We start from the raw sequence: 23,149 nt of genomic DNA on the forward strand, positions 1-23,149 counted from the left end.
AGTGTTAGTGTATTCTGTTCTTTTATCACATCAAGTTATCACATCAATGAAAAACAGCTTATCTCGCAAAAACGGCCTTTAACGTGTCACTCATCAAATACCATGCATCTTCAGCCATCTGAATATCGCCGTGATGTGTGAAACCATGAGCTGCGCCCTCGTATTGCTTATGAGTCACATGAACACCGCTTGATTCCAGCTTCGCAGCATACGTACGCGCTTCCTGGGCGAGAGAATCTCTCTCCGCAGTAATAATAAGCGCTTCGGGCAAACCTGCGAATGAATCCGCCAGTACAGGAGAAGCCAGCGGGTTGTGCGCGTCTTCCGGCTCAGTCAGATACATCGCGTTAAACGTTCGGGCGATATCCGCAGGAATGGCTTCTGGAAAATCCGGCTTTTCCGCCGGGTCTGCAGCTACATCGAGTACAGCATAATCAATAATCTGCAGCAGAATTGGAAGCTCATCTCCACGTTCACGATTCAGCAGACATACTGCAGCTGCCAGATTACCACCAGCACTATGACCACCAATCGCGAGAAGAGAAGCATCAGCCGAGAACTGTGCCGCATGCTCATGCACCCATCTCACCACATCATAGCACTCATAGACAGCTGCAGGGAATTTATGCTCGGGTGCCAGCTTGTAATCTATATTTACTACCAGGCATTCTGCACGATCTGCGATCAAACGGCACCAGGCGTCATCTCCGTCTGCTTGTCCAAGCACAAACCCTCCGCCATGCATGTTAAAAAAAACAGGCAAGCCTGAAGACAAATCCTTCTTCCGGTTAGGTGTATATACCAGTACCCGTGTCTCTCCCGCGGAGGTGGGGATAAATTGCTCTTTTACCATAACATCATATGTAACACTTGGCTGTAAGGCTTGGCCCATTCCAGAGCTCTGCGCCTGCATATGCTGCACCATTGCAATCTGCTGCTGCTGATCCATTCTCATGCACTCCTTCGTATTGGTTTCATGCGATAAAATACCTCAACTGCTAGACTACTCTAGGCCCACGTTCCGTAACTTTATTCGCTCAGCGTCTCCTGAACTCTCTTGGGCAGCTTCTGTACAACGAGATTATAGGAATGATCAATCATGGCATAGATATCCCCGTTCGGTAAAGAATCATCCAGCATGACTGTATTCCAGTGCTTTTTGTTCATATGATAGCCGGGTTTGACCGCCTCATGCTGCTCTCTCAGATTTTCCGCAATAATAGGATCACACTTCAGATTAATACGGCTATCTTCTCCATTTCCCTCAAACAAAAGAGCAAACATTTTGTCTGCAACCTTAATCACAGCCGCATCAGGCCCGAACGGATATTCCTTCACAGCACCTTTTTTGGCAAGACAATAACTCATCATCGTTTCTATCAACGGTTCTCCCCCCTTTTGCCACAATCTACCACACTTTATTTTATCGAATGTACGTTTGCATGTAAATGATATTTGCCAACGAACCAAAAAACCTTCTCCGATATTCGAAGAAGGCATGCTTTGTTGTTGTATCTGCTAGAGCGTGTTCCTTCAGCGTTTTCAGACACGCCCTAGTTGGCCTGGTTGCTATGCGTTTTGGCACGGCGCTGCTGGCCCTGAACCGGAGATCGGCTGTTTGTTTGGCTGCGCTCAGCTTTACGAGCTGCTCCAGATGACGAACCACCTTTGGCATGAGACTGCTGCTCGCTCCGTACCGGGCGTGAGCCATTCGAATGACGTTCTCCTGATTTACCCCCAGATGCCCCTTTATCCCGTTTCGTGAACCACTCAGACTTCGGCTTCCGTGCCGGATTTGTCTTGGTTTTACCTGGTCTGTCAGCAGCAGAACGATGAGACCCGGACCCGCCGCCAGACGTTCGGGATGCCTGTTTCGTTGATTTCAGCTGTTGTGCAAACACAGGCATGTTGGTCATTGGATAAGGATGATCTTTGACCTCAGGAATGGATTTTTTGATCACTTTCTCGATATCTTTCAGGAAAGGAAGCTCATCCTGTTCACAGAATGAGATCGCCATTCCGCTCTTCCCTGCACGGCCTGTCCGGCCAATACGGTGAACATATGTTTCTGGAATGTTAGGCAGATTGAAGTTGATGACATGTGTCAGCTCCTCCACATCAATACCTCTGGCCGCAATGTCCGTAGCAACTAATACACGGGTGACGCCGCTTTTGAAATTGTTTAATGCCCGCTGACGTTCATTCTGCGACTTGTTGCCATGAATGGCCTGTGCGGTGACATTCACCTTAGCCAAATCGCGAGTAACCCGGTCTGCTCCACGTTTCGTACGCGTGAACACCAGTGCAGATGCAATCGTTTGATCCTGCAAAATGAGATTGAGCATGCTCTGTTTTTTGCCCTTCTCCAGCAAATATACAGATTGTTGAATACGATCCACGGTGGAAGATACCGGGGTAATCTCTACTTTCACCGGGTTGACCAGCAAAGTCTGCACCATTTTAACAATCTCTGGCGGCATCGTAGCCGAGAAGAACAGCGTTTGTTTCTTGTTCGGCATCTTCGCAATAATGCGTTTCACATCATGGATAAAGCCCATATCCAGCATACGGTCCGCTTCATCCAGTACGAGAATCTCCACCATGCTCAGATCAATCTGCTTCTGGTTCACAAGGTCCATCAAGCGTCCAGGTGTAGCAATGACAATATCCGCTCCCTGCTGCAACGCACGCTCCTGTACTCTTTGAGATACTCCGCCCACGATTGCAGTAGAACGAATGTCGGTGTATCTGCTGTACACTTTAATATTATCGGATATTTGAATGGCAAGCTCACGAGTTGGTGACAAAATAAGTGAACGAACCGCACGCGCTGACTTTACCTTTTTATTCGCAGAACCACCTTGAGTCCCTTGATTGCCTTCGCTTAATAATTGTATGATTGGCACCGAAAATGCAGCCGTCTTGCCTGTACCCGTCTGGGCACAACCAAGCAAATCTCTACCTGCAAGCACAGCAGGTATGGATTGCTCCTGAATGGGAGTGGGCTTGCTGTAATTTGCTTTTTTTAACCCTTCCAGAATCGGAGGGATGATGTTTAATTCATGAAATGTCATGTTATCTCCTTCATTTACGCACATCTATACATAAAAACAAGTCTTTATGTCACACGTAACAGTTAAGGATAACATTAAAAACAGGTTCTGTATACGTCCGCACGTTCATTTGATAATAAGTCCCATTAATCCGGCGAAGGTCGCCGCTTGATGAGGTGCAATAGCACATCCGGCCAGATCCTCCATTGTCAGCACAAGTGCATCGAATTCACTGTCACTCAGATCCAGGCCCTTCATCGCTGTTCCGGTGAACGCAACCTGATCCAGCTTACATGCTGCAAATGCGATTTTCTGTAATTTCAAATAGGCGAAGTCTGCTCCAATCAAGCTGCAGTCCGTATATTCCACCTGCTTGAGATGTGCAAACCGAAAATTGCTGTAGTCTCCTATACTCTGTGCAACATGTACATTCTGCCAGCGGCTGCTTGTAAAGTCCGTTCCCACCAGTTTGCAGTGCTGCCACTCCGTTCGATGCATAAACGAGTTCTGCAGACTCACATTGGAAAAGTCACAGTGCTCAAAACGTACATCCGTAAATTCACATTGCTCCAGTGAGGACTCGAAAATAGTCACATGCCGGAACACTACATTTTCAAAAGATACCTTGCTCGCTTCGAGCATGTCCAGCGTAACATTCTCAATCAGCTTATTCTTGTACTCTGTTTTCGAGTCCAAAGAATAGATCGGTTCAGCTTCAAGTAACTGTTGCTGCAACCTGGGTTTCTCAATTTTCATGCGCGTCTCCTTTGGACTTATGGATTACACTTTGATAGCTATAACCCGCAGTCTGGATATATCCAGGCTCCAATGCCCTTCATGAAAGAGCAGCGGTTCTACTTTCTTTTCGACAACCTCCATTATAGACTCCTGCTCTTCCGCTGTAATATCGTAGAAGAGATATTTGGCAAAGCTGCTTATCCAGTTCCGCACCCCCTGATGTAATGGCCTGCGTGTATCGATATGCTGAATATATAACACCCGAAATCCATGTTGCTCCAGCAAGCTTGAAAATTCTCCAACACTGGGGTGGAACCACGGATTACGCGTTTCCCAAGTGTAGCCTCGTGCAAGCAGCTCCTCCCGGACCGCATGAAGTATGATCGCCGTATTTCCCTTGCCCGCAAACTCCGTGACCAGACGTCCTCCCTGCTTCAGTGCGGCGTACATGCTCTGGATCACAGCAGAGGCATCCGTCGTCCAGTGCAACACAGCATGTGAAAAAACAGCGTCATAGCGCTGTTTCGTTCGATACTGACAAGCGTCCGCTGTCTGAAAATCAAGCTCAGGATAGTGATGCAAAGCTTGGGCGATGCTCTCTTCCGATAGATCAATCCCTGTAGTGATGGCGCCGGATGCTGCAATCCGGGCTGTTAATGCTCCGTTGCCGCATCCCACATCCAGAATGCGTTCGCCCGGAGCTGGCTGAAGAGCTGTTAAAATCGGTGTATTTTCAAAAATGGAACGTTGTTCGGTGTTCATTCTCTCTCTCCTTCGTATATTAAGGATATTAAATGTCTTTAATAACTTAATTCATTCAAAGAGAGCTGTCAATCTACCTTCACCGCTCATCGAAAAACGCTAACGATCTCCAGAAACGCTATTTTCGTCATATCAGGCCATTTTCAATCCTAACGATTCCCAGAAACGTTATTTCGCTGAAAAACAGCGTTTACCAGGCTAAAAGGCCTTTTTACGATGAAATAAGACTTCTGGAGATCGTTAGAATTTTTTTTCTCAACTAATGTCTGAAATAAGGTCTCTCGTAATCGTTAGCGCTTGAACTTCAACTTAAACTTGGGATTGAGCGAATTTGTTTACAGCACAGCCTTCAGCCAACGTCTGCACCCTACACAAGCGCCTCTGCTCGGATCGCAGCGATTTTTTCCTGCGTTTGTTCTTCATGCAGCAGCCTTATAATGTCACTGGTCAAAGCATCTACGTTTTCTACGCGGGTAGCCCAGCTTGTGCAGAATCGAACGGCACTGCGGGAAGCGTCAACCTTTTCCCAGAACGTAAACGTATACTGATTGCTGAGCTGCTCCAGCAGGGAATCCGGCAAAATCGGGAACTGCTGATTGGTCGGGGAGCTGTACAGAAACTGTACACCGTGCTGCTCAAGGGTATCATGGATTCTCACAGCCATATCTACGGCATGTTTCGAAATCTCCAGATACAATCCGTCTTCAAACAGCGTTTCAAACTGAATGCCGAGCAATCGGCCTTTAGCCAGCAAGCCGCCTTTTTGCTTGATGATATAACGGAAGTCACGCTTGAGCGCATCGTTCAAAATGACAACGGCCTCGCCCATCAGCGCGCCAATTTTGGTACCACCAATATAAAATACGTCACACAGGCGGGCAACATCCGCCAAAGTCATATCACATTCTGTGGATGCCAGAGCATACCCCAATCGCGCTCCATCAATAAAAAACGGCAAACCACATGCCCGGCTTACCTCATATATAGCTTCAAGCTCAGCCTTGCTGTACATCGTACCGTTTTCCGTCGGCTGAGATATGTACACCATGCCTGGCTGAACACTGTGCTCGGGTGACGATTCCTGCACATGTGCATCATAGACTGCCTTCACCTGTGCCGCCGTAATTTTGCCATCCGGACTCGGTACAGTCAGCACCTTGTGACCTGTAGCCTCGATCGCTCCCGTCTCATGAACCGCAATATGACCGGATATCGCTGCAATGACTCCTTGGTGCGGACGAAGAATCGATGCAATCACCGTGGTGTTTGTCTGTGTACCCCCTACGAGAAAATGTACATCTGCCGTCTCATTGCCGCAAGCCTGCCGAATCAGCGTGCGTGCTCGCTCACAATGCGCATCTGTCCCGTATCCGCTGGTCTGTTCCATATTTGTCTCCAACAATCGTTGCAAAATGCGTTCATGTGCACCTTCGTTATAATCACATTCAAATCGTATCATCGTTCTGTCTCTCCTGCTTTCTTGTTCAGCTTCTCTTGGATGTTCATCATGGAGGCATACACCTCTTGAATCTCTTCTTCATTCAGGTTTTGCATTAATTTGACAATCTGCTGATCAGACCGGGCGTTAAGTTCAGCATACAGCTCTTTCCCTTTGTCCGTCAGCCGAATCAGACTAACCCTGCTGTCTTCCGCGGAATCCACCTTGAGCAGCAGCCCTTCCTTCGTTAATTTATTTACAATGCGGCTCATATAGCTGCGATCAATTGTGAGTGTGTCAACGAGGTTATTAGCAATGCTCTCCCCGCGAATGCCAATCTCGATAATGACTCGTGCTTCTGCAAAAGAATACCCTGTCCCGAGAATGTGCTTATCCAGCACCCCGAGAATATTCGTATAGAAACGGTTGAAACGCCGCATATCTGCTAAAACTTCCGGTGGAATATGCTCAGAGTTCATATCGGAGCCCCCTTTTAGTGGACATTGTCAACATTATACTAATCAGGTTTGTGGACATTGTCAACAATATTGTTCTGTATCATTTGCAGATAAAATAACAAAAAAAAAGCCGCACCATGCGTGGTGCGACTAAAGGGTTAAACCAACAATAAATTAGGAAATGGAGCAAGTACAGTCTCCTGCATGTTATGAGTGAGTATGCTGCACTTGATGCAAACGGCTATATATTCCGCCAGCAGCCACCAGCTCCTCGTGATTGCCTTGTTCAGCGATGCCATCGGTATTAACTACGATGATGCGATCGGCATTTTTAATTGTGCTCAGCCGGTGAGCAATCACAAGTGTTGTTCTGCCAACAGACAATTCAGCGAGCGATTGCTGAATGAGTGCTTCCGTTTCCGTATCAAGGGCAGAGGTTGCTTCATCCAGAATGAGAATCGGCGGATTTTTGAGGAACATACGCGCAATCGACAGACGCTGCTTTTGACCACCGGATAGTTTCACACCCCGTTCCCCGATAATGGTATCCATGCCATCAGGCAAGCTTAGAATCAGTTCCTCGAGTGAAGCGCGGCGAGCCGCATCCCAGATCTGATCCTCTGTCGCTGTCAGGTCACCGTATGCGATATTCTCTTTAATCGTACCCGAGAACAGAAATACATCCTGCTGCACGATCCCGATCTGTTTGCGCAGGGAATGCAGCTTGATATCACGTATATCAACACCATCCACGGTGATCCTGCCCTCCTCTACCTCATAGAAGCGCGGCAGCAAGCTGCAGATCGTTGTTTTGCCTGCACCGGAAGGCCCGACAAAAGCAACCGTTTCCCCCGGACGCACGGACAAGCTGATCTGATTCAGGATGCGACGGCTCGATTCGTAGCCAAATGACACATTTTCGAAGCGGATATCCCCCTTCACATCATGTAATTCAACTGCTTCTTTACGATCCGAGATTTCAGGTTCCGTGTCAATGATCTCCAGATATCGCTTGAAACCTGCGATTCCTTTCGGGTAGCTCTCAATGACCGCATTAATCTTCTCAATGGGCCGGAAGAAAATATTGGATAACAGCAGGAATGCCATGAAATCCCCCATGTTAATTTTACCGTCAATGTAAAACCAGGCCCCGGCAATCATCACAAACACGGTGACGAGGCGCATCATCATATAACTGACAGAGATGCTTTTGGCCATCGTTTTGTAAGCGAGCAGTTTGGTTAGACGGAAATTGGCATTATCTACCGCAAACAGCTTCTTCTCATGCTCTTCGTTGGCGAAAGACTGAACGACACGCATACCGCCTACATTATCTTCGATGCGTGCATTGAAATTACCCACATCCCCGAACAATCTTCGATACGTCTTGGTCATACGACCGCCGAATACGATGATCACCCAGGCCATAACTGGAATAATGATAAACGTCAGCAAAGCCAGCTCCAGATTTATATTCGCCATCAGCCAGAATGATCCAATCAGTGTCATCACAGCAATGAATACATCCTCCGGGCCGTGGTGGGCCACCTCACCGATGTCGTTAAGATCATTGGTAATATGACCAATCAGATGACCTGTTTTGCGATTATCGAAAAACCGGAACGACAGCTTCTGGAGGTGCGCAAACATTTTCTCCCGCATGTTCGTTTCGATATTAATGCCCAGCATATGCCCCCAGTAAGTAACAACATAATTTAATACCGAATTCAGCGCATATATACTTAGCAACACAACACATGCAAGCAAAATAAGCGGCCAATCCTGCCCGGGCAGCAGCTCGTTAATAAATTTACTGACAGCAAGCGGAAATGCAAGCTCCAGCAAACCAGCAAAAACGGCACAGCCAAAATCAATTAAAAACAGCTTTTTATACGGTCGATAATACGAAAAAAAACGACGAATCATTCCTGTTCACGCTCACTCTCCACATTCATATTCGTTTGTACAGTGTATACCATTCTAAACAGTCTTCCAAAACATGTAAACCCATTCTTATTAATCTACAACCAAAAAGCCTTCTCCACAACACAAGATAGAGAAGACTTTTTGTATGATTATTCAATCGAACAGTACAAAGCAAAACAGACAGCCGCACAATACTACCTGGCGTTATCATGTTCACATTTTATTTTTTCAATGAAACTTCAAACACTGAATCAGGCTCACCTGCGAATACGATACGGCCGTTTTCAGGTAAGACAACCTCATTCTTCCCACTGATTACAGTGTGATGAATACAAACACCTCTCTGATCATACACAGCAAAGGAGCCATTTTCCGGCATCTTCACTGTCATTATCTTGCCGCTAACCGCAGCCGGTACCGAAAACCATCTCGCATAACCATCCGACTGAATCGATACCCTGGATTGCTTGCCGCTATATAGTGCTTGAACTATACCTTCACTGGCATATACGGGGCCTGATGCCGTAATATACTCGATTCCGTTTTGACTAAAAAACTGGATATCCGTTGTATCCCGACCAGCCAGGCCGGGAATCTGGACTTGGTTCACTGCCCGATTCGCTCCAATGATTTTACTGCTGCCAACATACCCGGGAACTTCCTTGTCTAACTGCATAGGGATAATTGTTGAAGCATGCAGATATGCCGTCGAAGTATATTTTTCATTGAGCAAATAGTACGTATTCCCCTCGCGCTGATTCCATGCCGCCTGAATCTCGCTCGACAATTCGTTGCTTTCGAGTTTTTGCGCCGTATATTCCGAGAATGCGAGCTGGCCTAGCCCCGGTATGGACATATAGGACCGCGACCACAAGTAGATCTGGCCGTTGGACTCTTCGACAAACTTTAATTTTTGTGTTCCTTCCTTGTTTACAAATGTCCCATCCGACGTGTAGATATATTGATCCGAAGTACTATTCGAAGCAGAAGAGATTAGCAGCTGTCCAGACGGGTCCACCTCAATCTTCTTCACCGGTTTATTGCCGCCATAATTTCCTGTGTACTTTAACAACTCTTCAGGCATATCAGCCTTTACAGGTACGCCAAACGATTTTGGCGGCTTGCGTTCCTGAATAATGTCCTTGGACTCCAGTGCGCTGAGCAACAGTTCGCTTGCTATCGTTTGATCCAGTGCGCTTGAGCCTCCTGAGGAAGTAACGGCTGCCGCCAGATTGTACTCTGGAAGTACGACCAGAGAGGAATGGTATGATACCGTATCTCCACCTTTTGTAACCGCCTTGATGCCGTACTCACTGAATGGATACAAGTCCACGCTATCCCATCCTAATCCGTAAGAGATAGACGCATCACTGTCCTCTGGCCACATGCCCTTTTTGTATTCTTTTTGTTCCATTTCCTGCACCGATTTGCTGGATAAAATGCCTTTGACTTCTCCAGTGAAGATTTGTGAAAATTTCACCAGATCTTGAGCCGTGGAATAGATGCCTCCTGATGCAATGATATTATAATTCTCTTGTGGAAGCTGGCCTTCATATAACGGCGAATAGATTCCTGCCATATCTGCCGGGTTAACCACATCCTGTGGTGTTTTCGTATGTCCCATGTTCAGCGGCTCTGTAAAGTGTTTGTGTATAAATGCCGTAAAGCTCATGCCACTGACTCGCTCAACCAAAATTTCAGCTAAAGTAAACCCGTCGTTCGTATAAACCGAATACGCACCAGGTTCTGCCTTCAAATTCTGTGTGGTCAATTGTTCCAAAAAGGTATCATGTGCAAATGTATCATTGTCCCCATACAAGGTTGCATTGTGGCTCGAAGTGCCCAGAAGACCGGCCGAATGGTTCAAAAGCATGCGTGGTGTGATTTGTTTATATCGATCATCTTTCATCTTGAATTCCGGAATATAGGTTGTTACTGGAAGATCGAGATTCACCTTGCCTTCATCCACCAGTTTCATCACCGAAGCTGTAAGAAACATTTTACTGGTTGACCCTATGCCATAGATCGTATCGGATGTAAGGGGAACTTTCCCTTGCAGGTCATTCTTGCCTGTCTGCCCGGAGACAACAATCTCTCCCTGATCCATCAATGCATACTGCACACTTGTGATCCCGTATGTCTCGGTAAGAGTCTTGGCCTTCTCTACCACCGTTTGCTTCGTTTTTTGATACGTTAGATCATCACTACTATTTGTATTAGAAGATTCAGCCATAACAGTCCATGGTGTTAATAGAGTTATTACCAGACTGAACACGGCGATTGAAGTTCGTCTCTTGATGACTCTCTTGGTCATGCTCTTATGCATGTTTTTTTGATCTTGAATGCTTTGTTTATCCTGTATGTTCATTCACATCTCCTCCTCTTCAAGTGACCAGCCTTCAGCCCATAGAGCTAAAAGCAAGTTTAATCCATGCACATGTACTGCTTATGACGTTTATATGAACAGAACATGAACAGGATCAAAAAAATGAAAAATGCTGTGTTCATATACAAGCGAGCTTGTACATAAACACAGCATTGAAGAGAGTCATTACAAGTTAAAAATGGACATGCCTTGAGTTGAATTATTCTGCCGTTGGCGGATGGATGGGCAAAGTGATGATAAACGTCGTCCCTTGATGGGGCTTGCTTTCCACCCGGACATCCCCTTGATGTAACGAAACAATCTGTTTCACGATAGCCAACCCCATACCGCTGCCGTCATATTTCCGACTGTGAGAACGATCCGCCTTGAAAAATCGCTCGAAGATACGCTTTTGATCCTCCAGAGGAATGCCGATACCCTGATCTGATATGTGCACCGTTACATGACGGAGATCCCGTTCCATTCTGACATGTATTATACCCTGGTCATTCGAGAACTTGATCGCATTGCCGAGAATATTTGTCCAAACCTGATTCAACTGATCATGATCCGCAAGAACTTGAACCTTCTGCAAATCCAGCTCAAAATGAATATCTCGGGCTGACCACTGAGGCTGTAATGCAACGATCACCCGCCTGATCTGCTCATCCAGGTCACGCGTCGCGAGTTGTAACTGATGAGACTGTGATTCGAGCATAGTAAGCTTAAGCAAGCTATCGCTCATTTTAGACAACCGTTTTGCTTCTGAAATAATAATGTCCAGATACCGTTCTCGATCTTGATCCGGTAAATCTACATTTTTCAGGGCTTGAGCATATCCTGAAATGGAAGTGAGCGGAGATTGTACCTCATGTGAGACGTTCGCGACAAACTCTCTTCTCATCTGCTCCAGTTGCTGCAAATCCTGCATCATCTCTTCAAAGCTGCGCGCGAGCGTGCCCAGTTCAGTTGTTTGCTTGATATTCAGCTTCACATTGAAGTCACCTGCCGCAATACGTTTCGTTGCCCGGGTCAACGTTTTGATCGGCCTTACCAGAAATACAGAAGCAATCAGGATGATCAGACTTCCGGCAGCTAAGGATGAGAGAGCAAAGATTGTCCCCCATTGGATTACAGTAGCAGCAGCGGGCGGCGACAGGGTTTCCAGAAACATGGCCCGGGTCCCGCTCGCAGTCTGAATCGGCAATCCCAGCAGCACCGTACCCAGACCATTGGGTGTCAACTCCAAAACCTTTCCTTCCATCACCTGCTGTATCTGCTCCCCCGTCACTGGAAGCGGTTGGTGATCTCGATGCTTCCCAAACGTGAGGAGCTGACCGGAAGGCTCAAACATGCGAATATAGTACAAATCAAGCTGCTTCATCTTGTTGATGAATGTATCCGCCTCCGATAGAGGCAGGGTTTGGTATATCTGTATTACATCCTGACCAAAGTTACGTATGTTGATATGGGCATTATCGTTAAGCTGCTCTTCAAAAATCCAGGTTGATAAGAAAAAAGCAATTAACGTTCCTGCTATTACAGAAACCAGAAAAGTCACGACAACCCGAATGTACAAAGACTTAATCATGAGTAGCCTCTAAGCGATATCCCAAACCCCGAACCGTTTCAATCTGAAAATCAGAGATCGTTGCAAATCGTTCGCGCAACCGTTTGATATGTACATCCACCGTTCGATCATCACCGCTATAATCCAGCCCCCAGATTTGATCTATTAATTGCTCTCGCGTATAGACTTGTCCCGGTGTGCCTGCCAGTTTGTACAGCAGTTCAAATTCCTTGAGCGGCAGGGTTAAGGACTCTTCACCAACGATGACCTTGTAGCTCTGTCGGTCCAGCGTAACGTTCCCAAACTGAATCAGGTGGGTGGAGCCGATTTTGTAACGCTTCAGCAGCGCCTTGACACGTGCCGTCAGCTCTAAAGGATCAAACGGTTTCGTTAAATAATCATCCGAGCCCAGTTCGAAGCCCTTTACCTTCTCCCAGGTCTCACCTCTTGCTGTTAACATAAGCAATGGCAGGTCAGCGTTCAGTCGTCTCAATTCCTTACACAATGCCCACCCGTCCATCACCGGCATCATAATATCCAGCACAACCAGGTCAACGGGAGTTTGCCGATAGAGATCAAGTGCCTGTTTGCCGTCCACAGCCTCTACTGTGGTGAATCCATCATTTCTAAGAAACAAACAGACAAGCTCTCGAATATTCGCATCATCGTCTGCAACTAATATGGTAGCCATATGCTTTTTTCTCCTTTGACTTGTGTTGTACGTATTTATTCTGCATCCACCAGCGATACCGTTAGCATTGTATGTTTTTTCATAACGCCTTGAATAGACACATCATGTGAGCCTGTTTCCTGAAAGCCTGCTTTCTGAAGAACCCGGATAGAACCTGCATTGTCGGGCACAGCACCACCCACAATCTGCCTGATATCCGTTTCTTCTTTGGCGAACTGTATCAGACGTTTCAACGCTTCACTCATATACCCTTGACCATTGTGCAGCCGATCTGTTGCATATCCGACCACCCAGGTTGCTGCGTCATTCAGTTCAATGAGAAACAGTGAGATTTCACCCACCAGTTCATCCGTATGATTTAGAAAAATACCGAAAGAATACCGTTTTCCAGCTTTTCTTCTTTCCAACCAATCCTGAATCAGCTCGGTCTGTGCCTCCAAACTATAAAATGCCTCATCTCGTTTATTGGCGGTAATGCTTTCGATCTGTTCTCGATTGCGAAGCTGAAAATGCTGGAGCAGTACAGCATCTTCTGCCGTCCAAGCTCTTAAATAGATTCGTTCAGACTCGTATTTCATCCTTAATCCTCCTACCTCCAGCGTAAAAACTGCTTAATCTCCAAGCTCCTCCAGAGCCATCTCCAATTCGTCAAGCTGTGCTGTCAATGTATTAACCAGCGTTTGCGCGGCTTCGAGTTTCACTTGAAAAGCCTGTCTTTCTGCGGCCTCTAGCGGCAGTTCACCTTTTTGCAATTTAGTTGCATACTCGGCCCATTGTTGTTTATATTGTTTCAGGCTTTCGTCAGCAGCAGTCTGCTTTTCTTTTACTTGTTTAATCTGATGCTCCAAATGCATGATTTCAGACAGACTTGCTGCGCCAGATAAGCGCTGTGAATATGTCATTGGTGTGATTCCCCCTGTATCGCATCATGCTTTCATTCAATTTCCATCGCTTTGCTCACATCATACGCTTCTATATTGATCTCAGGCTCCATTCCCATAGCCAGTCTTGCCAGCTGACTGCCGATGTATGGACCCATCGTCAAACCGGACGCTCCCAGCCCATTGGCTGTAATCAGACCAGGCCGCCCCGGAACATGCCCCAGCACAGGCAGGAAACCTGGTGTAAATGGACGAAAACCGACACGAACCTCATCGAGCGTACTATTTGCCAGTTCGGGTGCAAGCTCAAGTCCTTTGTTCAGTACTTCCTGCATACCGCCCGCTGTAATTCGTGTATCATATCCTTCAACATCGTTTTCGTGCGTTGCACCAATGACCATTTTTTGTGCCCCAAACGCCAGCAAATACTGGTCTGAAGGAGGCATGATGACAGGCCAGCCGCCTGTATCTGCTTCATGAACAGTTCGCAAATGCATAATCTGGGCCTTCTGGTAGTGTACTTTAAAATGAATGCCTAGCGGCTTCATCAGCTCATTGCCCCATGCACCGGTACAGACAACAACCGCATCTGCCTTATATCTTTCCGCGTTCACTTTGGCCCCTATTACTCGTCCTGCTTCAGAGACAAGGCAGGCATCTCCTTGAATCAAACGCGCTCCATGCCTTTGAGCTGAGCGAATCAACGCATCACGCATTGCTCTCCCATCAACCCGGGCACCTCCGCTAATGTACACCGAATGATAACCTTCCCCAAGCAAGGGGAAGCGTTCACGTGTTTCTGTTTCATCCAGACAAGTGATCGTTCCGATCTCCGGCGCATCCTGCCTGCGGAGCATGGCCCGCTCAGCCATCTTCTGAATCTTGTCGATATCGGTATGAATGCTTAGAGCACCTGTCTGTGCATATCCCGTATCCGTCTCACCTTCGAGCTCCAGTCCGGCAATAAGCTCAGGGTAATAACGCGCACCAGCCTTGGCAAGCTGATACCAATCCTGATTTCTCCGCTGGGACAACCACGGACAGATGATGCCGGCTGCCGCGTCCGTGGCTTGCCCAGCGTCTTTCCGATCTATAAGCAGAACCTCCACGCCTGATTTTGCCAAATGATAAGCTGTGGAGGCCCCTAATATTCCCGCTCCAATCACGATGACTTTCTTCAATATAAGCATTCCTTTCTTGTTTCGTACAAGCATTCCCTTCTCATTTGTACAAGCAATTCCTTTTCTTGATTAACTCATTCCTTATAGCGTATCTGTTTCACATTCTGTTGGCAAGACAAACACCGCTAAGCTCAGTTTCAGTTCACAGCAAACCAAGCGTTTTATATATTTAAAATAATTACATTTATGTAATATAATTTCTCTTAGTTCATTATAGGCTTCTGTTCTTGCTCTATTCACGCTCTGCGCATAAGACCTTTTACAAAGAGAGGAATAATTCAACAATGTCGCAACCTAACATGGGGAATCCGCCGGAATCCGATATGCCCCTAGTCATTACAGGGCAAAACCGGTTGACCGTTAATGAATTAATAGATTGGAGCCATCATTCACGGGATTACACCATTGTACAGTGCATCGGAGGAACAGGGCGCATCACAGCAAAGAACCGGGAGTTCTCCATTCGAAAAGGAACGACCCTTATCATGTTCCCGGAAGTCACCTATCATTATAACAATCCGAGCAGCAAGCTACGATTTGATTGCCTTTCTTTTAATGGCTACATTGTGCCACGATTTCTGCATTCTTTGCAGATCGGTGAGCTTCGTGCTTTCAAACTGGACGGAATGCTCGGCATACTGCTGCGTGAAATCACCATTGCGCTGAAGTCGAGACATAGGGACCAGATCTGGCACGGCTCCGCACTTCTCTATATGCTTCTGGTCAGGCTGACCATTGACGGTGAACGATACAGCGAGGTTGAACGAAATGAGGCCCGCTTACGACTGGAAGAACTTGTTGCATTCATCAAACAGAACTATCAGCAAGACCTGTCACTCTCCATACTGGCTGATCAGATGAAGGTGACTGAACAGCATTTGAACCGGATATTCAAGAAGGAATTTCATATGACACCTCTTGAATATCTGGTTCGCTATCGCTTGCTAAAGGCCAAGGAAATGCTCGTGCAGCAGAAGGATATCACAGCACATGATATCGCGAGGGCTGTCGGTTTTAACAGTGCAAGTTATTTCGGTTCGGTTTTTAAAAAATATGAAGGAATTTCCCCCATTGAGCTGCGCAAGCAATTTCAAGGATAGAAAATCTCAGTAAGAAGAGACAAACTCAGAAACGTGCAGTCAAGTCCGGCTGGGTCATGCTTACCGATAAAAAGTGGCATGTGCAGCCTGTTCCCGTTGGTGACTGCGCAACAACTCCTGCCCGAATCTCTCCTTCCATCGCCATGCCGAAATATCGAATCAGCTTCCATTCTTGCCCGTCGGGGGAGTAAAAAAAGGACAGGCAGCCCTCTACTTTTCTTATACGCAAATACGGATTAGCTACAGGAACCTCCATCGAATTGCAATCATCTGATGATGCATCTCGTGTAACAACGGAAACGATCGTTGCTGCTTTGCCGTCATATTCAAAACACAGTTTGCACCAGTTTCGTTCATCGACCATTACCATCAGGCAGCCGGAATCATATTGATGTTTCATATCCACTGTCAGCTGCGCGGTCATCTCAAAATCACCCGATACAGGCATCGACAGAAACGGCGCAGTCGCTCTTATATGCTTGCCCGCCGGGTCCTGAAAGAAATCGGAGCCTGCTTGTGCTTCCACGATCAGTCCACCCTGATCTGTATAGGACCAGTGGCTCGGCTCATTGATCCAGGTCAGCTGCCCTCTTGCTTCACTTGCCATTACATTCATCATTCAAACCTCCCAAAAATATGTGTGAATTACTGTACTTTATCCGTATTATACATTCGGTTTTTATACAGAAAAGCCCTTCTTCTACATATTTTTGTAAGGCTCAATCACTTGGGAACGCTGCTGCGGGTCAGGTAAAAACAGCATAATGATCATCAATACGAGATACAGTCCCAGAATAACACTGAACAGCCAGAATGGATTGTAATGGTACAGCAGCCCCGTCAGATACCCGGAAGGAATCGCGGTTAACGTCATCACCGTCTGTACAGCCGAAAACATGTCGGCCTTCTCATGCGTGCCCAGTCGGTTCATCAGCAGCGAATCGCGATACGTTTGCAAAATAAAGTTGCCCGCTGCAAGCACAATGAGTGTGAGAAACAGCATCGCTATATTACCGGAGGGTATCAGCAGAAATAACACGGCACCCACAGAGCTGAGCACAATGGAAAAGCTGACATACTTCTCTTCTGAACGCCGCTTCAGACGTGGAATAATAACCAGATACAATAACATCACGGTAATCGCCGTTACTACGGGAATAAATGAAATGACACGATCATCAAAGCTCAGCTGCTCCTTGAAATAAATCACCTGAAAAAAATTCAGCTGCAGAACGAGATTGGACAGCACTGTAATTAAAATGATAGGCAGTAATCTGCGCTTGTAGAACGACCGACCGAACAGACGCAGACTGGCGACAAGGCTTCGAAATACGCGGGTTTTGTTATGCAGCCCCATGAGTTCCTTACCAACTTGAGTTTCTTCCGTGTAGCGGTTACGTATGAGAAACATGGCCGTCATTAACAGGCCACCTGCAAAATAAATGCTCGCCAGCGTTGGTACAATACCAAAGTCCGCAATAACAACACCAGCAATCGGCGTTAACACCCCTGCACCCGTAATCATCATATTCAATATGGCGAACACCTTGGATCGTTTATGCTCCTCCACGTCCTCGATGATCAGACAATTGAAAGACACGGTGACAAATTTCGAGGTTGCATTCAGCAGATAAGCGATGAGGAACAGCCAGAAATTTTGTGAAAATGCCCAGATGAACATGGGGACACTCCAGGCGAGCAGATCAAAGATCAGTGTCGTTCGTTTACGCCCCAGTTTATTGGTCACAGCCCCTGCGAACAGCTGAAAAATGAAGGCAAAATAAAGATTCACCGAATTGATGATGCCAATCTCAATGTCGGACAAACCGGCCTCTTTCATATACAAAGGTGCGTAGAACAGGACAATCGTTCCCGGAATAGCCCACACTGGCTCAAGTAAAATGGAATACCGCGGATTTCTCGGCAAATCCTGAAGCAGCTTCACTCCATATCCCTTCTTTCTCTCTGCGAATCTCCCCGCCGTGACCAGTAGTTCGACATGTTGATCACACTAAGTCACTGAGCAAAAAAATGTCATATACTCACTGTTCACAGCGGAGAACCCGCAAATGTCTACATGCTTACAGAATGAGAGCTGTTTTCACCGAATTCATCGGCAGCTTCTCACCACTGCGCAGGTCATACCCCATCGTTCCATTAAATGCCTGCTCATAATCAGTCAAATACTCTTTAGCGGTTACCATTTGCTCCAGTTCTGGAATGCTCTGTGCAAACTTCAAGGCTGTACTGATCATGGAGTGCACAGCTACCGCACCAATGATGCTAAGTCCATCGTTAATCACCTGAGTTGATTTGAATGTCACTTCATAGCTGTCGTCATACCCCATCGGGATAATACGGCCACCTTTAGCGATGAGCTCCAATCCGACATGAAGCTGGTTGCCGACCGCATCCACGATGATGTCGAATTTTTTATTGTTATTGATCTCGTATACTTTCTCAAGGGTAAGTTCCTCCGGATAATAAGCATAATCTGCAATGCCCTCAGCAAATTGTTTGCGATAAGGATCGATTTCCGTACCCACGGTGAGTCTTGCCAATCTTTTGCTCACCAGCTGACACAGCGAGCCAATCGCCCCTGAACCAAGCACGAGCACAGAATCACTTGGCTTCACGCCTGCTTTCATGAACGTTTGCAGTACGCAGCCGAGAGGTTCAATCATCATTGCCTTTTCCCAGCTCATCGTGTCAGGAATGGGATAGATATATTTTTCGTGCCCTACAAAATATTCAGCAAAGGTCCCGTGCGTTGTCATGCCCACCTGGTAATCGTCGAAATTCTCGCAATAGATGAATAAACCTTCACGGCAATAAGAGCAGTTACCGCAGGATTGCGTAGGATCAACGAGAACCCGGTCCCCGACACGAATGCCACATACATCCTCTCCGACCTCGACAACAGTCCCCACGCCTTCATGACCGATGACCGTGCCTTTATTGGCAGCCACTTTACCTTTGACAATATTCAGATCCGTGCCACAGATGCCTGATCCATAGATTTTCACTTTGACTTGATTGGGTTTCTGAATGTTAGGCTCCTCAATGTCTTGCAATTCCACCTGTTTCAAATCCTGATATACGAGTGCTTTCATGGGTTATCCTCCTGATCATATAAATAAATTAACGTGCTCCTCCGTCATACATTGGTATGTTTCAGATGCTCCTGCTTCTGCTTTTCTTTCCAGTCTGACAAGATTTGAAGCAATGCTTCCTCTACCCAAATCAATTCCTCCCGTGTATGCGTATCAGAGAAAATAAAATAACCTTTCGTAAAAATGCCGTAATAGGCCATTTTCTTCACCATGAATTCACGGAACGGGTCAGTTTGAAAGTTTTGCTCGTCTATTGACTGAATATAGAAGCTCGCATAGGTTCCCTTCAGAGCTAACTCATCAGTAAGCCCCAGCAATATCAGCTCAGACTCCAATCGCTTCATGATTCGGGTAGCCGGTTCGCGCCACGTAGGCCACACTTTGGTATTTTTCATCAGCCTTTCGCAGGCAATGGCCGCTGCAAGAGCTATCGTTTCACTGGAATGCGCGTTGCTGAATCGAACCTGGCCTGCAAGGGACATCATGTGCTCAGGTCCCAACACAGCTGCAAGCGGAAGTCCATTGGCCATGCCTTTGGATATGCAGAGCAAATCCGGCCAGATATCATATTCGCCGGCAGTCGCCTGCTTGCCCATACGTATACCCGAAGTAACCTCGTCAAAAATAATAATGATGTCCTTGGAGGAACATAACGTTACCACGTCAGCCAGCTCTTCCTTCCTCCACTCATTCGGACACAAAACGATACAGGCCACATCCTCTTGAGATGAAATTTGTTCCTTGATCTGTTCATAAGCAGGCTTCTTGATCCAGATTGTGGAGCGCTCAATATCCTTCGGAATGCCGCGTTCCTTCGTCTGGCTGCCGTAATAACCGTACGCTGACCAGTCATGCCATCCATGATAAGCCGTTGCAATCACCTTGCTTTTGCCACTCGCTGCACGGGCGATACGGACCGCCCCACTTACTGCATCTGCTCCGCTTTTGGTGAAACGCAGCGATGCATACCGCCCCTCAAACCGCTCCAGGATCAACTTCGCACATTCCAGTTCAATATCTGCAGGAATGGAGAAGCTTGTCCCCTTCTTCAGCTGGTGAATAACGGTGAGCTGGATTTCACGTCTCGCATGACCCCAAGGAGCTGTTCCCATGGCCATCTCACAATCCAGCCATTCATTACCGTCAATATCTGTAAAGCGGGAATGGTAGGCCTCTGCACAGCAGACGGGCGTATGGCCTGGAAATAAACGTTCCGGGGCTTTGGCTAATGTACTGCAGCCGCTCGGTATAACCTTTTCGACCTGTTCCAACCACTCCAGATTCCGTGTGAATCTCGTGGCACGGTCCAGCGTACTCATTTTATTATTCACTTTGAAGCACCTCCCATATCGCGATGTTTGGTCAACTGCAAATCGTGTCTTATCGAACTTTAGAACCAGGCCAGCAGCCATCGTAGATGCGATCCATCGTGATTACGTTGCCATACAGATCAATAATTAAATCCTTGGCCCGATGAGCATGTCTCATCTCGATCCAGTAACGGTTCTCCAGCAAACGGGCGAAATTGTCCACCAGGAACAGCAGCCGATTTTCGCTATGAATCAATTCCTTGCCTAACACTTGCGGCAGCCAAATGGCTCCGCTCGAGTTGAATCGGTTGGAGTAGTCCCGTATCTCGGCAATGGGTGCAATCCGAGCCTCTTCAAGCTGGGTCCAGAAGGTATCTGCATCACTGCGCACTTCTGCAAGGTCTATGCCAACCATGGGAAGATGCGCATAATGGCGCTGTTTATCGAGCTGTACCTTCAGATGGCTGAACATAAAGGGCCATACATCAGCCTCAATGTGGCTTCCCCACTTTTTCCAGAATCGAGCCAGATTGTTTTTGCGGTTAAAATTGCGATGAATGCCGCTGCTGCGTTCCCAGTGATATGCCTGAATTTTAGGATTTATGACGGTATCATACCCTGCTTCTCTGGCCCGCATCTGATAATCAAAATCTTCGTATCCGTTAAAAAACTTCTCATCGAGGCTGCCAATTGTCTCATACACTTCTCGTTTCATGCCAAACATCGCAAACACGACGAGCTGCACAGAGAAAGTTTCCTTCGGAATATCTTCAGGAGATGCATTAAGGAACAAGTGTCGTCCGATCGTATCGGCAAACGCAATTCCACAATGCTGCACACCCCCGGTCTGTGGATATAACAGAACCCCTCCGATCATGCCGATGGTCACATCCGTGTCCAACGTTTCTTTCATCATCGATTGCCAATCGGGCTGCAGAATGGTGTCGGAATCCAGGAAAAAAATATATTCTCCCTCAGCAAGACTTAACGCCCTGTTAATAGATACAGCACAGCCAAGAGGAAAATCATGCTGAAGAATCTCAATCGTTACTCCTTCTCTGACCTCTTGTTTGAGCTTGTCCAGATGCTGAAAGACAGCCGAACCGGAACCGTCATTGATGAAGATAATCTGAGTTGACGGACATACAGTCCGAAGCAGTGAATCGGTGAACAGGTTCAAAATGTTATAGTCCTGATTAACGGGTACAATAATCGTATAAAGCATGTGATCCCTCCAGTTTAAGTTGGTGTCAATACAACAAAATAACAATGGAACCTGAACAAGTGCTGCGATATAGTGATCTGCCCGCTATCGACCTCCTTCGCTCTTTTTTGTATTATTTTGGATTAATTATGAATACAATAGAAATTTATATCTTTTTTTAGCAAAATAAAATCTCAAATTCTGAACACTGTTAATATCTGAATCCTGGTCAACTAAATATCTGAAGCTTGGTTAATGCAAAAAAAAGCACCTCTGATGCCTTCTCCCGCATACCCGAACGGAAGATACATCAAAAAGTGCTCTATGAAATAACGTATGTTCGCTTCTTAATTCCCCGCTCTTGCGGTCAACCATTCCGATTCTTTCGCTCCCAGGTTTGTAATGAACTGATGCAAAGAATGAGAGATCCATTTACGCGTATGAATGACAAGCTGAATTTCCAGTGTAAACTCGGTATGCTCCAAAGGCAGAACGGTTAATTCCCGTCTGCGAATTTCGTCCCGTGCAATCATTTGCGGCAGCAGAGAAATGCCAGTGCCCGCCATAATACTGCGTTTGATCGCCTCAGGACTTCCAAGCTCAAGCCCCACTTTGTATGCAATTCCATTCGTTCTCAGCACCTTCTCCAGCAGCTGTCTGTAATTGCATGAATCCTCAGGCATGATCCACTCCTCATCAGCCAGATCACTCAATACCACCTTGGACTTAGCCGCAAGCGGATGGTCCGAGTTAACGATAAGCACCAGTGGTTCCTCTCGAATGGTGATCCATTGCAAGCCCGTTTCCGGTGAAGCATTCGCCAGGATCAGGCCTACGTCCGCCTCTCCTTCTCTTACTTTTTGCAAAATGAGGTCTTCACGATCCGTCTGCAGCCGGATTCCCAGCTCGGGATATTGTTTGCGTGTCGTCTGGATCGGCACCGGCAGAAAATAGGAAGCAAGTGAATCCATCGTTGCAATGGTTAGTGATCCGCCGCCTTGCTTGGTCAGCTTTTCCTGTGAATGTTCATATATTTCGAGCAGCTGCCCGGACAGCTTGAATAACTCTTCTCCAGCGGAGGTCAATCTGATTTTATTGTTATTATAACGTTCAAACAATTTGACCTGATAGATTTTCTCCAGCTTCTGAATCTGGGTTGTCACACTTGATTGTGCATACCCCAGCTCTTCTGCTGCTTTGGTAAAGCTTTGGCGTAATGCCACCTCACGAAAGGTTTGAAAATAATTCAAATCCATACGGCTTCCCTCACATCATCAAAATTATTGATAACACCCATCATCTATTATAGCTAACTATGATACCTTTTCCCATGGTAAAGTGAATGAAATGGAATTCCAA

The 23,149-nt window shown here is 46.7% G+C and carries 21 protein-coding genes; 1 reads left to right on the top strand and 20 read right to left on the bottom strand.

Annotation, left to right across the window (positions count from 1 at the left end; all coding sequences use genetic code 11):
• Positions 1–58: 58 nt before the first annotated feature.
• From ACQSGY_RS03910 to ACQSGY_RS03975, 14 genes are all read right to left on the bottom strand, one after another.
• On the bottom strand, positions 59–955 hold the full coding sequence (locus tag ACQSGY_RS03910; RefSeq protein WP_427050738.1) for an alpha/beta hydrolase: 897 nt from the start codon (positions 953–955) through the stop codon (positions 59–61).
• A 74-nt stretch (positions 956–1,029) separates the two neighbouring features.
• Entirely contained in the window at positions 1,030–1,383 is a 354-nt protein-coding gene (locus ACQSGY_RS03915) for an MmcQ/YjbR family DNA-binding protein (RefSeq protein ID WP_427050739.1), read from the bottom strand.
• Between the two features lie 170 nt (positions 1,384–1,553).
• Positions 1,554–3,074, bottom strand: coding sequence for a DEAD/DEAH box helicase (locus tag ACQSGY_RS03920; protein ID WP_427050740.1), 1,521 nt, complete (start codon positions 3,072–3,074; stop codon positions 1,554–1,556).
• A 105-nt stretch (positions 3,075–3,179) separates the two neighbouring features.
• A complete protein-coding gene (locus ACQSGY_RS03925) occupies positions 3,180–3,809 on the bottom strand; it encodes a pentapeptide repeat-containing protein (RefSeq protein WP_427050741.1) in 630 nt (209 codons plus the stop codon).
• 24 nt (positions 3,810–3,833) lie between these two features.
• Positions 3,834–4,553 (bottom strand): class I SAM-dependent methyltransferase, encoded by a 720-nt coding sequence (locus ACQSGY_RS03930; RefSeq protein ID WP_427050742.1) that lies wholly within the window; start codon positions 4,551–4,553, stop codon positions 3,834–3,836.
• Between the two features lie 367 nt (positions 4,554–4,920).
• Entirely contained in the window at positions 4,921–6,012 is a 1,092-nt protein-coding gene (locus ACQSGY_RS03935) for a threonine aldolase family protein (protein ID WP_427050743.1), read from the bottom strand.
• Positions 6,009–6,470, bottom strand: a complete 462-nt coding sequence (locus tag ACQSGY_RS03940) for a MarR family winged helix-turn-helix transcriptional regulator (protein WP_427050744.1) — start codon at positions 6,468–6,470, stop codon at positions 6,009–6,011. The genes ACQSGY_RS03935 and ACQSGY_RS03940 overlap by 4 nt, the downstream gene beginning before the upstream one ends.
• Positions 6,471–6,656: 186 nt before the next feature.
• Positions 6,657–8,375, bottom strand: coding sequence for an ABC transporter ATP-binding protein (locus ACQSGY_RS03945; protein WP_427050745.1), 1,719 nt, complete (start codon positions 8,373–8,375; stop codon positions 6,657–6,659).
• Between the two features lie 220 nt (positions 8,376–8,595).
• Complete coding sequence (locus ACQSGY_RS03950) at positions 8,596–10,701, bottom strand: serine hydrolase domain-containing protein (protein WP_427050858.1); 2,106 nt, start codon at positions 10,699–10,701, stop codon at positions 8,596–8,598.
• Positions 10,702–10,960: 259 nt separating this feature from the next.
• On the bottom strand, positions 10,961–12,331 hold the full coding sequence (locus tag ACQSGY_RS03955) for an ATP-binding protein (RefSeq protein WP_427050746.1): 1,371 nt from the start codon (positions 12,329–12,331) through the stop codon (positions 10,961–10,963).
• Positions 12,324–13,001 carry a response regulator transcription factor gene (locus ACQSGY_RS03960; protein WP_427050747.1) on the bottom strand — a complete coding sequence of 226 codons (678 nt, stop codon included), beginning with the start codon at positions 12,999–13,001 and terminating at the stop codon, positions 12,324–12,326. Before ACQSGY_RS03960 ends, ACQSGY_RS03955 begins: the two co-directional genes overlap by 8 nt.
• Before the next feature lie 35 nt (positions 13,002–13,036).
• Complete coding sequence (locus ACQSGY_RS03965) at positions 13,037–13,579, bottom strand: GNAT family N-acetyltransferase (RefSeq protein ID WP_427050748.1); 543 nt, start codon at positions 13,577–13,579, stop codon at positions 13,037–13,039.
• Between the two features lie 33 nt (positions 13,580–13,612).
• Positions 13,613–13,903, bottom strand: coding sequence for a hypothetical protein (locus ACQSGY_RS03970; RefSeq protein WP_427050749.1), 291 nt, complete (start codon positions 13,901–13,903; stop codon positions 13,613–13,615).
• A 32-nt stretch (positions 13,904–13,935) separates the two neighbouring features.
• Positions 13,936–15,063, bottom strand: coding sequence for an NAD(P)/FAD-dependent oxidoreductase (locus ACQSGY_RS03975; protein WP_427050750.1), 1,128 nt, complete (start codon positions 15,061–15,063; stop codon positions 13,936–13,938).
• Between the two features lie 284 nt (positions 15,064–15,347).
• Here ACQSGY_RS03975 and ACQSGY_RS03980 point away from each other — a divergent pair, with 284 nt between their 5' ends.
• The gene (locus ACQSGY_RS03980) at positions 15,348–16,163 is read left to right on the top strand and encodes a helix-turn-helix domain-containing protein (protein ID WP_427050751.1); all 816 of its coding nucleotides are present in this window, start codon (positions 15,348–15,350) and stop codon (positions 16,161–16,163) included.
• A gap of 25 nt (positions 16,164–16,188) precedes the next feature.
• On the opposite strand, the gene ACQSGY_RS03985 is transcribed toward ACQSGY_RS03980, so the two are convergent.
• The 6 genes from ACQSGY_RS03985 to ACQSGY_RS04010 all read right to left on the bottom strand — a co-directional run bounded on the left by ACQSGY_RS03985 (position 16,189) and on the right by ACQSGY_RS04010 (position 23,046).
• Positions 16,189–16,782 (bottom strand): DUF1349 domain-containing protein, encoded by a 594-nt coding sequence (locus ACQSGY_RS03985; RefSeq protein WP_427050752.1) that lies wholly within the window; start codon positions 16,780–16,782, stop codon positions 16,189–16,191.
• An 81-nt stretch (positions 16,783–16,863) separates the two neighbouring features.
• Positions 16,864–18,108, bottom strand: coding sequence for an MFS transporter (locus tag ACQSGY_RS03990; protein WP_427050753.1), 1,245 nt, complete (start codon positions 18,106–18,108; stop codon positions 16,864–16,866).
• A 136-nt stretch (positions 18,109–18,244) separates the two neighbouring features.
• On the bottom strand, positions 18,245–19,276 hold the full coding sequence (locus ACQSGY_RS03995) for a zinc-dependent alcohol dehydrogenase (protein WP_427050754.1): 1,032 nt from the start codon (positions 19,274–19,276) through the stop codon (positions 18,245–18,247).
• Between the two features lie 44 nt (positions 19,277–19,320).
• The gene (locus ACQSGY_RS04000; protein ID WP_427050755.1) at positions 19,321–20,607 is read right to left on the bottom strand and encodes an aminotransferase class III-fold pyridoxal phosphate-dependent enzyme; all 1,287 of its coding nucleotides are present in this window, start codon (positions 20,605–20,607) and stop codon (positions 19,321–19,323) included.
• 49 nt (positions 20,608–20,656) lie between these two features.
• Positions 20,657–21,811, bottom strand: a complete 1,155-nt coding sequence (locus ACQSGY_RS04005) for a glycosyltransferase family 2 protein (protein ID WP_427050756.1) — start codon at positions 21,809–21,811, stop codon at positions 20,657–20,659.
• 326 nt (positions 21,812–22,137) lie between these two features.
• Positions 22,138–23,046 (bottom strand): LysR family transcriptional regulator, encoded by a 909-nt coding sequence (locus ACQSGY_RS04010; RefSeq protein ID WP_427050757.1) that lies wholly within the window; start codon positions 23,044–23,046, stop codon positions 22,138–22,140.
• Between the last annotated feature and the right edge of the window lie 103 nt (positions 23,047–23,149).

Source organism: Paenibacillus sp. TC-CSREp1 (assembly GCF_050171015.1).
Classification (GTDB): domain Bacteria; phylum Bacillota; class Bacilli; order Paenibacillales; family Paenibacillaceae; genus Paenibacillus; species Paenibacillus silvae.

Excerpts from the sequence above, each read along its gene's own strand:
- ACQSGY_RS03910 (WP_427050738.1), bottom strand. The coding sequence starts at position 955 with ATGAGAATGGATCAGCAGCAGCAGATTGCAATGGTGCAGCATATGCAG.
- ACQSGY_RS03920 (WP_427050740.1), bottom strand. The coding sequence starts at position 3,074 with ATGACATTTCATGAATTAAACATCATCCCTCCGATTCTGGAAGGGTTA.
- ACQSGY_RS03925 (WP_427050741.1), bottom strand. The coding sequence starts at position 3,809 with ATGAAAATTGAGAAACCCAGGTTGCAGCAACAGTTACTTGAAGCTGAA.
- ACQSGY_RS03930 (WP_427050742.1), bottom strand. The coding sequence starts at position 4,553 with ATGAACACCGAACAACGTTCCATTTTTGAAAATACACCGATTTTAACA.
- ACQSGY_RS03935 (WP_427050743.1), bottom strand. The coding sequence starts at position 6,012 with ATGATACGATTTGAATGTGATTATAACGAAGGTGCACATGAACGCATT.
- ACQSGY_RS03940 (WP_427050744.1), bottom strand. The coding sequence starts at position 6,470 with ATGAACTCTGAGCATATTCCACCGGAAGTTTTAGCAGATATGCGGCGT.
- ACQSGY_RS03945 (WP_427050745.1), bottom strand. The coding sequence starts at position 8,375 with ATGATTCGTCGTTTTTTTTCGTATTATCGACCGTATAAAAAGCTGTTT.
- ACQSGY_RS03950 (WP_427050858.1), bottom strand. The coding sequence starts at position 10,701 with ATGCATAAGAGCATGACCAAGAGAGTCATCAAGAGACGAACTTCAATC.
- ACQSGY_RS03955 (WP_427050746.1), bottom strand. The coding sequence starts at position 12,331 with ATGATTAAGTCTTTGTACATTCGGGTTGTCGTGACTTTTCTGGTTTCT.
- ACQSGY_RS03960 (WP_427050747.1), bottom strand. The coding sequence starts at position 13,001 with ATGGCTACCATATTAGTTGCAGACGATGATGCGAATATTCGAGAGCTT.
- ACQSGY_RS03965 (WP_427050748.1), bottom strand. The coding sequence starts at position 13,579 with ATGAAATACGAGTCTGAACGAATCTATTTAAGAGCTTGGACGGCAGAA.
- ACQSGY_RS03970 (WP_427050749.1), bottom strand. The coding sequence starts at position 13,903 with ATGACATATTCACAGCGCTTATCTGGCGCAGCAAGTCTGTCTGAAATC.
- ACQSGY_RS03980 (WP_427050751.1), top strand. The coding sequence starts at position 15,348 with ATGTCGCAACCTAACATGGGGAATCCGCCGGAATCCGATATGCCCCTA.
- ACQSGY_RS03985 (WP_427050752.1), bottom strand. The coding sequence starts at position 16,782 with ATGATGAATGTAATGGCAAGTGAAGCAAGAGGGCAGCTGACCTGGATC.
- ACQSGY_RS03995 (WP_427050754.1), bottom strand. The coding sequence starts at position 19,276 with ATGAAAGCACTCGTATATCAGGATTTGAAACAGGTGGAATTGCAAGAC.
- ACQSGY_RS04005 (WP_427050756.1), bottom strand. The coding sequence starts at position 21,811 with ATGCTTTATACGATTATTGTACCCGTTAATCAGGACTATAACATTTTG.
- ACQSGY_RS04010 (WP_427050757.1), bottom strand. The coding sequence starts at position 23,046 with ATGGATTTGAATTATTTTCAAACCTTTCGTGAGGTGGCATTACGCCAA.